The 14,229-nt window shown below is 32.9% G+C and carries 15 protein-coding genes; 14 read left to right on the top strand and 1 reads right to left on the bottom strand.

Annotated features, from left to right (window positions below; all coding sequences use genetic code 11):
• Positions 1-76: 76 nt before the first annotated feature.
• From ACFQ0S_RS05365 to ACFQ0S_RS05380, 4 genes are all read left to right on the top strand, one after another.
• Entirely contained in the window at positions 77-526 is a 450-nt protein-coding gene (locus tag ACFQ0S_RS05365; protein WP_379756749.1) for a LexA family protein, read from the top strand.
• On the top strand, positions 526-1,785 hold the full coding sequence (locus ACFQ0S_RS05370; RefSeq protein ID WP_379756746.1) for a Y-family DNA polymerase: 1,260 nt from the start codon (positions 526-528) through the stop codon (positions 1,783-1,785). Before ACFQ0S_RS05365 ends, ACFQ0S_RS05370 begins: the two co-directional genes overlap by 1 nt.
• On the top strand, positions 1,785-2,423 hold the full coding sequence (locus ACFQ0S_RS05375) for an SOS response-associated peptidase (RefSeq protein ID WP_379756743.1): 639 nt from the start codon (positions 1,785-1,787) through the stop codon (positions 2,421-2,423). Before ACFQ0S_RS05370 ends, ACFQ0S_RS05375 begins: the two co-directional genes overlap by 1 nt.
• A 67-nt stretch (positions 2,424-2,490) precedes the next feature.
• Entirely contained in the window at positions 2,491-2,784 is a 294-nt protein-coding gene (locus ACFQ0S_RS05380) for a helix-turn-helix domain-containing protein (protein WP_379756740.1), read from the top strand.
• 37 nt (positions 2,785-2,821) lie between these two features.
• Here ACFQ0S_RS05380 and ACFQ0S_RS05385 read toward each other — a convergent pair whose 3' ends face one another.
• The gene (locus ACFQ0S_RS05385; protein ID WP_379756737.1) at positions 2,822-4,132 is read right to left on the bottom strand and encodes a site-specific integrase; all 1,311 of its coding nucleotides are present in this window, start codon (positions 4,130-4,132) and stop codon (positions 2,822-2,824) included.
• Between the two features lie 303 nt (positions 4,133-4,435).
• Between ACFQ0S_RS05385 and ACFQ0S_RS05390 the strand changes: the two genes are divergently transcribed.
• The 10 genes from ACFQ0S_RS05390 to ACFQ0S_RS05435 all read left to right on the top strand — a co-directional run bounded on the left by ACFQ0S_RS05390 (position 4,436) and on the right by ACFQ0S_RS05435 (position 14,202).
• Positions 4,436-5,005 (top strand): pentapeptide repeat-containing protein, encoded by a 570-nt coding sequence (locus ACFQ0S_RS05390; protein ID WP_379756734.1) that lies wholly within the window; start codon positions 4,436-4,438, stop codon positions 5,003-5,005.
• A 364-nt stretch (positions 5,006-5,369) separates the two neighbouring features.
• Positions 5,370-5,987, top strand: coding sequence for a GNAT family N-acetyltransferase (locus ACFQ0S_RS05395; protein WP_379756731.1), 618 nt, complete (start codon positions 5,370-5,372; stop codon positions 5,985-5,987).
• Positions 5,988-6,033: 46 nt separating this feature from the next.
• Positions 6,034-7,227 carry an argininosuccinate synthase gene (locus ACFQ0S_RS05400; RefSeq protein WP_379756729.1) on the top strand — a complete coding sequence of 398 codons (1,194 nt, stop codon included), beginning with the start codon at positions 6,034-6,036 and terminating at the stop codon, positions 7,225-7,227.
• The gene (gene argC, locus ACFQ0S_RS05405; RefSeq protein ID WP_379756727.1) at positions 7,220-8,197 is read left to right on the top strand and encodes an N-acetyl-gamma-glutamyl-phosphate reductase; all 978 of its coding nucleotides are present in this window, start codon (positions 7,220-7,222) and stop codon (positions 8,195-8,197) included. Before ACFQ0S_RS05400 ends, argC begins: the two co-directional genes overlap by 8 nt.
• A 20-nt stretch (positions 8,198-8,217) precedes the next feature.
• Entirely contained in the window at positions 8,218-9,384 is a 1,167-nt protein-coding gene (locus ACFQ0S_RS05410; RefSeq protein WP_379756725.1) for an aspartate aminotransferase family protein, read from the top strand.
• A gap of 2 nt (positions 9,385-9,386) precedes the next feature.
• Positions 9,387-10,583, top strand: coding sequence for a glutamate-5-semialdehyde dehydrogenase (locus tag ACFQ0S_RS05415; RefSeq protein ID WP_379756722.1), 1,197 nt, complete (start codon positions 9,387-9,389; stop codon positions 10,581-10,583).
• Positions 10,567-11,337 (top strand): glutamate 5-kinase, encoded by a 771-nt coding sequence (proB, locus tag ACFQ0S_RS05420; RefSeq protein WP_379756719.1) that lies wholly within the window; start codon positions 10,567-10,569, stop codon positions 11,335-11,337. Before ACFQ0S_RS05415 ends, proB begins: the two co-directional genes overlap by 17 nt.
• A gap of 69 nt (positions 11,338-11,406) precedes the next feature.
• The gene (locus ACFQ0S_RS05425) at positions 11,407-12,357 is read left to right on the top strand and encodes an N-acetylornithine carbamoyltransferase (protein ID WP_379756716.1); all 951 of its coding nucleotides are present in this window, start codon (positions 11,407-11,409) and stop codon (positions 12,355-12,357) included.
• Positions 12,347-13,132 (top strand): acetylglutamate kinase, encoded by a 786-nt coding sequence (gene argB, locus ACFQ0S_RS05430; protein ID WP_379756713.1) that lies wholly within the window; start codon positions 12,347-12,349, stop codon positions 13,130-13,132. Before ACFQ0S_RS05425 ends, argB begins: the two co-directional genes overlap by 11 nt.
• Positions 13,129-14,202 carry a M20 family metallo-hydrolase gene (locus ACFQ0S_RS05435; RefSeq protein WP_379756710.1) on the top strand — a complete coding sequence of 358 codons (1,074 nt, stop codon included), beginning with the start codon at positions 13,129-13,131 and terminating at the stop codon, positions 14,200-14,202. The genes argB and ACFQ0S_RS05435 overlap by 4 nt, the downstream gene beginning before the upstream one ends.
• Positions 14,203-14,229: the final 27 nt, after the last annotated feature.

The raw sequence follows: 14,229 nt of genomic DNA on the forward strand, positions 1-14,229 counted from the left end.
TAACCTCTTATTTGGTTAATAACTATTTACTTCAAATTTGTAACAACCAATTTGTAACTTCATTAATTTTACAACAATGAAATTAAGAAGACTAAATAGCACCCCTACATTAGAGTTTTACTTCCCAGATTACTCCTCAAAAATGGAACTTCCTTTTTTTGATGTAGGTATCAGTGCAGGTTTTCCCTCTCCAGCCGACGACTTTATTGAACTTACAATTGACCTTAACAAATTGCTTATTAAGAATAAAGACACTACTTTTTTCGCAAAGGTTAAAGGTCATTCCATGAAAAATGTAGGCATCTATGATGGCGATTTGCTGGTTATAGACAAAAGCCTCGAGCCTCAAAACAATAGAATTGCTATTTGCCAAATCGATGGAGAATTTACAGTGAAACGGATTAAAATAGAAAAAGACATTGTTTGGCTAATTGCTGAAAATGATGACTATGCACCAATCAAAGTAACCCCTGAAAACGATTTTATGATTTGGGGAATTGTAACAAGCTCAACAAAAATTTTCTAATGTTCGCCTTAGTTGACTGCAATAACTTTTACGCCTCTTGTCAGAGAGTGTTTGAACCGCATTTGAGAAACAAACCCATTGTGATTCTCTCGAATAATGATGGCTGTGTCATTGCGCGTTCTAACGAAGCTAAAGCATTAGGTATTCCAATGGGCGCACCAGCCTTTGAATATAAAAAAGTGTTTGAAGAAAATAACGTATTTGTATATTCATCCAATTACGCTCTTTATGGCGATATGAGTTCAAGAGTAATGAACATCCTTGCAACCTATTCGCCCGAAATAGAAGTTTACAGCATTGATGAAGCATTTCTTAAATTTAAAGGTTTTGAGTTATTCAATCTGCAAGAAATTGGAATTGATATGCAACGCAAAGTCACAAAAGGAACTGGAATTCCTGTTAGCATTGGTTTTGCACCTACAAAAGCATTGGCTAAGGTTGCCAATAAGATAGCAAAGAAGTTTCCTGAGAGAACTCAAAGCGTTTATTTGATAGATAGCGAGGAAAAAAGAATAAAGGCTCTTAAATGGACGAAAATAGAAGATGTTTGGGGAATTGGCAGAAAACACGCAAAACGTCTTCAAGCAAAGAATGTTTTTAACGCCTATCAGTTTACGCAATTGTCAGATGATTGGGTTCGTAAAGAAATGGCTATTGTTGGATTACGATTAAAGCATGAACTCGAAGGTAAGCCAACATTAGATTTGGAAGCTCCAAAAAACAAAAAGATGATAGCTACGACTCGTTCGTTTGAGAAGATGTACACTAAATTTGAAGATATTTCAGAAAGAGTCTCCACGTTTACAGCTTCTTGTTCCGAAAAATTAAGGAAACAGGAAAGCCATTGTAATATGATAATGGTTTTTGTACAAACTAATTATTTTCGCAAAGACCAGCCTCAATATTCACGCAATATCGTCATCAATACAGATTTTCCTACTAACTCTACCATAGAACTTAATTACTATGCGCAAATAGGCTTAAAAGCAATTTTTAGAGATGGATATAGCTATAAAAAGGCAGGAGTTATCGTAATGGGTTTGACTCCTAATAATGAAACACAACTTTCGCTATTCAATTCATCAAATCCAAAACATCAACCGCTAATGAGCGTGATTGATAAAATGAACAAAAGCTACGGAAAAAACAAAATAAAGTTTGCTACCCAATCATTAGATAGGCAATGGAAAATGAAGCAGGAAAAGCTCTCAAATTGCTACACCACCAAAATAAATGAAATAATTAAAATTAATTTGTAATGTGTTTCCAATCTAAGCAATCAAAATCAGCGCAAGAAGTTGAAAATAGGTTCAATGCAACCATAGATAATCCGCTAAAATTTAAACAACAAAATCAAATAAATGGTTTTGATTACCCAGAAACTCCGATAATAGTAGATGAACGACCGAACATAATAACTCATTATCATTGGGGATTAATTCCTTCTTGGGCAAAAGATGAGGAGATAAAAAAATACACTTTAAATGCTAAAATAGAAACAGTTGAAGAAAAGCCTTCTTTCAGGAACTCCATCAACAAAAGATGTTTAGTTATTTCAAACGGCTTTTATGAATGGAAATGGTTAGATTCAAAAGGAAAAATAAAAAACAAGTACGAAATTGGATTACCCAATGAAGAATTATTCTCATTTGCAGGTTTGTATTCAGAATGGGTTGATACGACTACAGGAGAAATAAAACACACTTATACCATTTTAACAACAGAAGCTAACCCACTTATGGCTGAAATTCACAATACAAAAAAGCGAATGCCCGTAGTTTTGAAAAAAGAAGATGAAGCAAAATGGTTAAAACATTATCCAATTAATGAATTTGCCTTTCCCTATTCTGTGGATTTTATTGCTAAAAATTTGGATAGTCCTACAACATTATTCTAATTTTTTGAAATGTGATTTTACTAATATTTAGTTGAATATATTTTTAGATAACATTAAAATCAAAATTATGGAAAAGTCAATATTGCTTCACTGTATTTCGCCTGACGAATTCAAACAAATCATCAAAGAGGTTATTAGAGAAGAACTTTTAGAAGTCAAAATACAACTTCAAGAAAAAAAAGATTCAGAAATTCTGATGACAAGAAAAGAAACTTGTGAATTTTTTAAAATTGATAGCACAACGCTTTGGAATTGGACAAATAAAGGAAAAATAGATAGTTACGGTATTGGTAATAGGCGTTATTATAAAAAAGAGGACTTGCTGAATAGCTTGGTTCTTTTAAAAGTAAAAAGGGCTTAAAAAAAGCCCTTTTTAATACATTATCCAATTGAATTAATTACTGCATAAAAGGGTATTCCTTAGAAATCCTAATTGCATTGTCCTTCATTTCAACTTTTATATAATTGAAAAATATTTTTTCAGTTTTATGACCTGAAATTGCCATAATATCGTGCGGAGGCATACCTGAATAATAGGCATTTGTGCAGAAAGAGCGTCTTGCAGTATGCGTACAGATAAATTTATATTTTGGCTCAGAATGTTCAACTTTAACTCCTCCTTCTGTTCTATAATATGAGTAGTTATCAATTATCTTGGCTCTCTTGCAAATAGATTTAATATGCTCGTTTATTATATTTTGATGAAGATAATTAGGCAAATTTCCATCCCTCTTATCTAAAATTCTTTTAATAACTGAATTGATTGGAATAACTACAGAATTTGAAGTTTTCTTCTGTGAAATTTGAATTAATTTTGTGTTGTCTTTAGAAATAATTTTAGGTTTTTTGATGAAATCAAGTAAATCTCCAATTCGTAATCCTGTATTACATCCAATAAGAAAAATATCCCTTACAGTATTTAGTTCCTCATCTTCTAAAACTAATTTTTCAATATTAATCAATTCCTCATTATTCAAATATGGATGATTAATAACCTCTGTAACCTTTGAAAAATAGTTTTTCTTATATTCAAGATTGGTGTGCTTATCTTCATCATAAGCATACCCCATCACTGTTTTCAATTTTTGAATCACAGTTCCAATATAGTTTTTGGTGTATTTTTTTTCATTCGTCAAATAATCAATAAATTCATTGTAAAATTTTCTATTTATATCATCAAAATATAAGGTTTTAATTTTCAGATGACCCATAAATTGTTTAACTACATTTAAAGCACTTTTTAATGTTGTTAAAGTTCCTTTAGTGAGTATTTTTTTTGAATAAGGCGAATTGTTTTTGGAGTAAAAAACTAAAAACCATTCATAATAAGTAATAAAATCTTCACTTAACTTTCCTTCTACGGAAGCAACATTAAAACACTCATTTTTAAATTTTGATGCAGGTTTACCATTTACATCAAAAACTTTTGAGAAAATCTCTCTAACGGAATCATTCCCAATATACTTATCGTTCTCTCTGTAGAGTAAATCATTTAACAAATTGTCAAATTCTGACAACTTACTATTAATTAATTTAGCATTGACCGTTGATGAAGGTAACTTCATTTTTTGTTTATTAGATTCCCAATCATTATCGGAATTAATTACAAAATTGGTTGATGCTCTAAATCTTGAGTTTTTTCCGTTTCTAAACTCAAATTGGATAGTACTTTTTTCACTACCTTTGCGAAGATAAAACTTAGCTTTCATACTTTAATTTTTAATAAATTATTAATATTTTAAAATTATGAAAAGGGTTTTTTTTAGTCAAAAATTGTGGCTGTTTTTGTGTCCCTTTGTGTCTTATTTTGGCAATTTATGTCCACACATCAAAAAAACAACTCACTCTCAATGCCAAAAAAAGCGCTACAAAGTCAATAAATGAGCTAAAAACCTTCACTAAATTTAATTCAGTCGAGGTCACAAAACATGGTAAAAGCTCAAACAAAGGTTTGAGCTTTTTTGTTTAAAAAAACATCCTAACTACATAAAAAAAATAGTAATAATTAAATGATGGCTGATTATTTTCTAGATATTGAATACAATAGCATCGTGTATAATAAAGAGGATGTCAATTTCAAGGAATTCGAATCCTGTACTTTTAATTATTGTGATTTCTCTAAATGTTTGTTTTTATCTGTAACATTTATTGATTGTATTTTTAATAATTGTAATTTCAATTCCGCTAAAATCAATTATTTGGCTTTACGAACAGTAACATTTAATCATTGTAGCATTAAAGAAGTTAATTTTGCCATGTGTGATAAATTAATTTTTGATATTGCTTTTAATCATTGTGTTCTCGATTTTTCTAAATTTTATACTCTAAAACTAAAGGGAACCTCATTTGCGCATTGCAGCATCATAGCTGTCGATTTTATGAATACCGACTTAACAGAAACCATATTCGATTTTTGTGATTTGTATCGAAGTGAATTTGATAAAGCTATTGCAAACAAAGCCAACTTTAAAACAAGTTCAAATTTTGCAATTAACCCAGAAAGAACGAAATTGAAGAAAGCCATCTTTTCAATTGATAATTTAAATGGACTTTTGACAAAATATGACATTGTCATAAATTGAATAACGTCACTAATTCCAACAAAAAGTAACATTGCATTAAAAAATTGTTATAAAATAAAAAAAACAAAATTGTTTTATAAAAAATTGTAATTTTGCGGTAATGAATAAAATGATTTTACATATAACTTCTATCTCAAGGATAAACAAACGCTTGGCTTCACCCGAAGCAAGGATGCAATAATTATTTATAAGTCCAAAAAAGTTTGTTACGTTTATTCATCTTTCATTTTATTATTTTGAAATTACCTTTTTTTTACTCTGAATTTTTTAAACATACAATTAAAACTATTACTCAAACATTACGTTTTAGAATAGCTTTTTTAATAATATTATATTTTTTTAACCTAAACTTCTAACTCTTGAAATGAAAATATCTATTGTTATTGCTCAAGAAGAACATAATAAATATGCACAAGAAATTTGTGACACTATAGAATCTTCTGCTTTATTAAGAGGTACTGGAATTGCAAAAAGGACTCCTGACTACATTAAAAAGAAGATTCAAAATAGAGATGCCGTTATTGCATTAGACAACGATATATTTGCCGGTTTTTGTTATATTGAAAGTTGGCAACATGGAAAATTTGTCGCACATTCAGGACTAATTGTGCATCCTGATTACAGAAATTTAGGTTTAGCTAAGAAAATTAAATCGAAAGTATTTGATTATTCATTGAAAAAATATCCTGATGCAAAAGTTTTTGGTATCACCACAGGATTGGCAGTAATGAAAATTAATTCCGATTTGGGATACAAACCAGTTCCTTTTTCTGAATTAACAACTGATCCGAGTTTTTGGAAGGGCTGTCAAACCTGCACCAATTATGAAATTTTGAAAAGTAAAGAGAACAAAATGTGTTTGTGTACTGGAATGTTGTACGACCCTAAGGAAAAGGCAAAAGACCCTCCAAAACACCCATTTAACATTAGGATTTGGAATAGATTAAAAGAAATAAAACAAGCTCTTTTCTTAAAAAAATAATTGATAGCCTTAACGGCCTAATGAATAAAATATAAAGATAAAAGAAATGAAAAAAGTAGTATTAGCTTATAGCGGGGGATTAGACACCTCATATTGCCTGAAATATTTAAAAAATGAAAAAGGATATGAAGTTCATACCGTTTTAATAAATACCGGTGGATTTGATGAAGCCGAGCTAGTTGCAATTGAAAAAAGAGCTTACGAATTAGGAAGTGCCAAACACGCAAATTTGACCATCCTTGATAAATATTATGACAAAGCCATAAAATATTTGATTTACGGAAATGTATTAAAAAACAATACATATCCATTGTCTGTAAGCGCTGAACGTGTTTTTCAAGCCATTGAAGCGATTAAATATGCTAAATCTGTTGGTGCCGAAGCGATTGCTCACGGAAGTACGGGTGCAGGAAATGACCAAATTCGTTTTGATTTAATTTTTCAAACCATTGATCCTGAAATTGAAATCATTACTCCTATCAGAGATTTAAAATTATCTCGTCAAGAAGAAGTTGCTTATTTGCAAGCAAATGGTGTAGAATATTCTTGGGAAAAGGCACAGTATTCTATCAATAAAGGGCTTTGGGGAACTAGCGTTGGAGGAAAAGAAACGTTAACTTCTAGACAGCCATTGCCTAGTGAAGCGTATCCTTCTCAATTGCAAAAAGAAGGCGAAGAAAAAGTTACTTTGGAATTCAAAAAGGGCGAACTAGTGGCAGTTAATGGAAAAGCTGACAAACCTTCAAACAACATTGTTGTTTTAGAAAAATTAGCCAACGCATATGCTATCGGTAGAGATATACATGTTGGCGACACCATTATAGGAATAAAAGGGAGAGTAGGTTTTGAAGCAGCGGCGCCACTAATTATTATAAAAGCTCACCATTTACTAGAAAAACATACTCTAGGAAAATGGCAGCAATATTGGAAAGAACAACTAGGTAACTGGTATGGTATGTTATTCCATGAAGGTCAATTTTTGGATCCTGTAATGCGCAACATAGAAACTTTCCTTGAAGATACGCAAACCACGGTGAATGGAACTGTAACAGTATCTTTAAAACCTTATCATTTCTCATTGGACGGAATAGAGTCCGAGAATGATTTGATGAATACTGGATTCGGACAATATGGCGAAATGAATAATGCATGGACCTCTGATGATGCTAAGGGATTCATCAAAATTTTAGGAAATGCTCAAAAAATTTATTCATCTGTAAATCATTTGGAATATGATTAATGTCGGAATAATAGGAGGCTCTGGTTACACTGCAGGAGAACTCATCAGAATATTGATGTTTCATCCCAATGCAACCATAGATTTTGTTTACAGTACTACTAATGCTGGAAAACCACTTTCGATAGCACATCATGACCTTTTGGGGGATATCGAAATGAATTTTACTGATACGATAAATCCAAATGTAAATGTTGTTTTTTTATGCTTAGGACATGGAAAATCAAAAGCATTTTTAGAACAAAATCAATTTGCTAGCCATACCAAAATTATTGACTTAGGTAATGATTTTAGATTGAATAAGGACGCCCTATTTGACGAAAAAACCTTTATATACGGCTTACCTGAATTGAATAAAACAAAAATAAAAAAGGCTCAATATATCGCCAATCCAGGGTGTTTTGCAACCGCAATTCAATTGGCTTTATTACCATTAGCAAAAAATGGAATGCTTATCTCTGATGTTCATATTAATGCAACCACGGGAAGCACAGGTGCTGGGGTTGCATTGTCAGAAACCTCGCATTTTAGTTGGAGAAACAACAATATGTCACATTACAAAGCCTTTGAACATCAACATTTGGGTGAAATAAACCAAAGTATAAACCAAATTCAAGCTAATTTTTCCAATGAACTAATTTTTATTCCAAATCGAGGCGATTTTACCAGAGGTATTTTTGCAACACTATACACCACTATTGAAGATAGTTTAGAGGACATTGTTGCAAAATATGAAACGTTTTATGCCAAACAACCTTTTGTTACGGTAACGACTACCTCCATAAACATGAAACAGGTTGTACAAACCAATAAATGTATCATTAGTTTACTCAAAAAAGGAAACCGGCTTTTGATTACTTCAATTATTGATAATTTAACCAAAGGTGCTTCAGGACAAGCCATTCAAAACATGAATTTGATGTTTGGATTGGATGAAACTACTGGATTGCATTTGAAACCAAGTGGATTTTAGAAACCATTAAAAGATTAAAAATGAACTTATTTGACGTTTACCCATTATATCCCATAACCCCTGTAAAAGCTTTAGATTGCACGATTACAGATGAAAATGGTACTGAATACCTAGATTTATATAGTGGTCATGGAGTAATTTCAATTGGTCATTCACATCCTGAGTATGTAGCCAAACTCAAAAATCAATTGGATAACATTGGATTTTATTCGAATGCGATTCAAAATCCATTACAAGCGGAATTGGCAGAAAAACTTGGCAAATTATCAGGATACGAAGACTATACCTTATTCTTATGTAGTTCTGGAGCTGAAGCCAATGAAAATGCTTTGAAATTAGCTTCTTTCCATACCAATAAATCTCGGGTAATTTCTTTTGAGAATGCTTTCCATGGAAGAACCTCTGCTGCTGTTGCCACAACGGATAATAAGAAAATTGTAGCTCCAATTAATGCACAGCAAGTAGTTACTTTTTTACCTTTAAATAACATTAGTTTAGTTGAAGAAGAATTACAAAAAGGCGATGTTTGTTGTGTAATTATTGAAGGAATTCAAGGTGTAGGAGGACTAGACGAAGGGACAACAGAGTTTTTTCAATCTTTAGAAAAAATATGTGCTAAATATGATGTGATTTTAATTTTAGATGAAGTACAATCAGGTTATGGAAGAAGTGGAAAGTTTTTTGCGCATCAACATCACGATATCAAAGCGGACATAATTTGTTTAGCCAAAGGAATGGGAAATGGATTCCCTATTGGTGGTATTATGATTTCTCCTAAATTTACAGCGAGTTACGGATTGTTAGGAACAACATTTGGAGGAAGTCATTTGGCATGCGCTGCAGGAATAGCGGTTTTAGATGTTATTGAAAGTGAAAAATTGATGGATAACGTCAATGACGTTTATGCTTATTTTTTAGAAGCCATCAAACAAGTTCCTGAAGTCATTAAAGTAAAAGGAAAAGGATTAATGCTGGGAGTAGAATTCAATTTTGATGTCAGTACGTTGCGCAAAAAGATGATTATTGAAAAACATATTTTCACTGGAAATGCTAACAATAAAAACTTATTGAGAATTCTTCCTCCATTGACAATCAAGAAGGAAGCTATTGATACTTTTATTGTTGCTTTAAAAGAATCTTTAGAAGAAATAAGCCTTAGCGAACAGGCAAATCAAATAAAAGCATAATCATGAGCCAATTATTATCCATAGAAAAACGAAATGCTGTTTTAAACCGAATGGCTATTCTTTTAGAACAAGAAAGAGTCAATATCAAAAGTGCAAATCATCAAGATCTAACGAACTATTCTGGTGGGGATTTAGCTATGGAGAAAAGACTTTTGGTAGACAATGCTAAGATTGACGGAATGATCCTTTCGCTTCAACAATTGGCCAGTCAAGAAGACCCTGTGGGTCAAATTCGATTTGATTTTACTCATGAAAATGGATTGAAAATTTACAATAAAACTGCAGCTTTCGGTACGATTCTGATTATTTATGAATCCAGACCGGATGTAACCGTTGAAGCTGGAGGAATCGCATTCAAATCAGGGAATAAAATATTACTCAAAGGAGGAAAAGAATCGTTACAATCTAATCTAAAAATTGTGAGTCTTTGGCATCAATCACTGCAAGATAATGAAGTGTCTACAGATTGGGTGGAATATTTGAATTACAACAGAGAAGAAACGCAGGCTTTTTTAGAAAAACCTACTCAAAGAGTCGATTTGATTGTTCCTCGTGGGGGAGAAAATCTAATTGTATTTACCAAAAAACATGCTAGTTGTCCAGTAATTGTAAGTGGTCGCGGCAATAACTTTGTCTATGTACACTCTGAAGCCGATTTAGACCAAGCACTTTCAGTAATTATAAACGGAAAGACCTCAAATATATCTGTTTGCAATGCTTTAGATAAAGTTTTGATTGATACTAATTTGGGACATTGGGAAGTTTTTGCTAAAACAATAATTGGAGAATTACAACAAAGAAAGGTTACTGTTTTGGGAGACGAAACCATTTCGAAACTTGCCGCAGTTCCCCAAATAGAATCCGAGTTGGTTTGGTATGAAGAATTTCTAGATTATAAAATTGTCATTGGAATCACCAATTCCAACAAAGAGGCAATCGATACAATCAATAAATATAGCGGAGGACATTCTGCATCAATTATCACCAAAAATGATAGTGTAGCGCAAGAATTTATGGAAAATGTGGATACAGCTGCGGTCTATCAAAATGCTTCAACTAGATTCACAGACGGTGGACAATTTGGTTTAGGAGGGGAATTGGCAATCAGCACAGACAAATTGCACCAACGTGGGCCAATTGGTTTGCAACATTTAGTTACTAATAAATGGTATATTTACGGTCATGGACAAATCAGGTAAAAAAAGAATCTTATTAAAAATAGGTAGTAACACCTTAACCAAAGAAACCAATCATATTTCCAGAGGGAAGATTGAAGATATTGGTATACAAATCGCTGCCCTCAAAGACGATTATGAGTTTGTTATTGTAAGCTCAGGCGCTATTGCTGCGGCCAAACAATTTGTAAAACTAGAAGCTCCTGATAACGAAATTTTTGTAAAACAAGCTTTGGCTTCTATTGGGCAACCTCATTTGATGCGTATTTTTCATGAAAATTTTAGTGATTTGGGATTAAACACTTCTCAATGCCTACTTTCCTATTCTGATTTTGAAAAGAAGCAAACCAAACTTAATATTGTAAACACCATCAATGTATTGGTCAACAACAGTTACATCCCCATCATTAATGAAAATGATACGGTAGCTACTGATGAAATTCAATTTGGTGATAACGATAAACTAGCCGCATTAACAGCCGTTTTATTAAACGTTGATATTTTGATTATTGCCACCAATACGAACGGAATTTATACTAAAGCGTCCATACATAACGAAAGTCCTGAAACTATTTCATTGGTTTCGGATTTAAATTCTCTGCAAAAAGAAATTGGAGAATCTAAATCTTCTCATGGAACTGGTGGTATGCAATCTAAAATAGATTCAGCAGCCATAGCTAAAGCAGCAAATATTGAAACTTGGATTATCAATGGTTTGGAAGATAATTTTATTTTGAAAGCGTTGAAAAACGAAATTGCGTTTACAAAGATTGTATAAATATTTGGACACGGATGATAGTGATATTCTAAATCATCATATTAGAAAACAACATAACTAACAACAACAATGAACTATACTTCTATAAAAGATATCGATAATCTCTCACAATGGGTGAAAGAAGCACTTGAAATCAAAAAAAATCCTCTAAAAAACAAACAATTGGGTGAAAACAAAACCCTAGGAATGTTGTTTTTTAATCCTAGTTTGAGAACCCGTTTAAGCACTCAAAAAGCGGCATTGAATCTCGGAATGAACGTAATGGTAATGAATTTCACTAATGAAGGCTGGACCTTAGAGTTTGAAGACGGAGCCATCATGAACAAAGGAGCTTCCGAACATATCAAAGAAGCGGCCGAAGTAATCTCACAATATTGCGATATCATTGCCATTAGGGCTTTTGCAGGATTAGTAGATAAAGAAAAAGACAATTCCGAAACAGTACTAGCTGGTTTTATAAAATATGCCACTGTACCTATTGTAAATATGGAAGGGTGTACTGGTCATCCATTGCAATCGCTTGCTGATGCTATAACCATGGCTGAACATAAAACCAATCATAAGCCTAAAGTAGTATTGACTTGGGCGCCTCATCCAAGAGCTTTGCCTCAGGCTGTTGCGAATTCATTTGTTGAAATGATGCAATTACAAACCGAAATGGATTTTGTAATAACACATCCTGAAGGTTATGAATTGAATCCAGAAATCACCAAAGATTCAAAGATTGAATACGACCAAAACAAGGCCTTCGAAAATGCTGATTTTATTTATGCTAAAAATTGGAGCAATTATAGAGAATACGGACAAATTACGAATTCCGACCCGAATTGGACCGTTTCTGCAGAGAAAATGAAACTGACTAACAATGCCAAATTTATGCACTGTTTGCCGGTTCGTAGAAACATGATTGTTACTGATGAAGTTATCGACAGCGAAAATTCAATTGTTATTGAACAAGCCAATAATAGAACCTATTCAGCACAATTGGTCTTACAAAAAATATTGGAACATGGAAAATAAAAAATTCCTAACCATATTAAAAATAGGTGGAAATATTATTGACAATCCTACCGAGTTAAAACAGTTTTTATCTGATTTTTCAAAAATAGATGGCTATAAAGTATTAGTACATGGTGGCGGAAAATCGGCGACTAAAATGGCGCAAAGCATCGGTCTAGTTCCTCAAATGATTGAAGGGCGACGCATTACCGATGCTGCTATGTTAGAGGTCGTTGTTATGATTTATGCAGGCCAAATTAATAAAGATATTGTTGCCCAATTGCAAGCGTACAATACAAATGCTGTTGGATTTTCAGGTGCTGATGGAAATTTAATGCTATCCTCAAAACGAAACCATCCAACGATAGATTATGGATTTGTAGGCGATGTCCAAAAAGTGAATACTACCTTATTGGGAACTTTAATTAATAGTGGCATTGTTCCTGTTTTTTGCGCCATCACACACGATGGAAAAGGACAATTATTAAACACCAACGCCGATACTATTGCTAGTGAACTAGCGATTGCCTTATCCGAATTTTTTGATGTAACTTTGAATTACTGTTTCGAAAAACCGGGAGTTTTGTTTGATGCAGCCGATGATAATTCGGTGATTACATCCATAAATCAAGAATTATACGCTACATTAAAAGCTGATGGTGCTATTCATTCGGGTATGATTCCAAAATTAGACAACTGTTTCAATAGCTTACAAAAAGGCGTTCAAAAGATAAAAATTGGCCATCATCGAATGTTAAACGATACGAAAGCCTTGTATACCACAATCACATTATGAAAAGTATAGAAACTCTTACTCAAGAAGCTATTTTGCTTTTAAAAAATCTGATTGAAACCCCTTCCTTTTCTAGCGAAGAAGACCAAACGGCGCTTTTAATTGAGAACTGGTTTACTTCAAACAACATCCCTTTCAAAAGAGAAAACAATAATATTTGGGCTTTCAATAAACATTTTGATAAATCCAAACCCACACTTTTATTGAATTCACATCACGATACTGTAAAACCCAACCAAGGATATACAAAAGACCCTTTTAAAGCTATCGTCGAAGACGGAAAATTATTTGGACTTGGCAGTAACGATGCCGGCGGTTGTTTGGTTTCGTTGTTGGCCACTTTCGTTCATTTTTATTCCAATGAAAATCTGCCTTACAATGTTGTAATGGTAGCCTCAGCCGAAGAAGAAAGCAGCGGAAAAAATGGACTAAATAGTGTTTTAAAACATTTGCCAGAATTGGATTGTGCCATCATTGGAGAACCCACATTAATGCAACTTGCCATTGCTGAAAAAGGACTATTAGTATTAGATGTAATTGTCAAAGGTACGGCAAGTCACGCGGCACATAATAATCTTGACAACCCAATTTATAATGCAATGCCCGTTATTGAATGGTTCAAAACCTTTCAATTTGATAAAATATCAGAAGTGTTAGGACCCGTAAAAATGACGGTAACCCAAATTAATGCAGGCAAACAACATAATGTAGTACCTGCCGAATGTCATTTGGTGGTGGATATTAGAGTGAATGATTGTTACAGCAATCAAGAAGTTTTGGATACGGTCAGAAAACATTTGACTGCCGAAGTTACGCCTCGTTCCATGCATCTCAACGCTTCATCAATTCCAATTACACATGGACTCGTTCAAGCAGGAATCGCATTAGGAAGAAGTACTTATGGATCACCTACGCTATCCGATCAATCGGTAATTAGCTGCCAATCTTTAAAATTAGGACCTGGAGACAGTTTACGATCACATTCAGCAGACGAGTTTATTTTTATTCATGAAATCGAAGAAGGAATACAATTATATATCAAAATATTGACCGATTTTTTTAAAAATATATAAGTAATTAACCCTGACAGGGTTCAAAAC

The organism is Flavobacterium myungsuense (genome assembly GCF_042677265.1).
Lineage (GTDB): Bacteria > Bacteroidota > Bacteroidia > Flavobacteriales > Flavobacteriaceae > Flavobacterium > Flavobacterium myungsuense.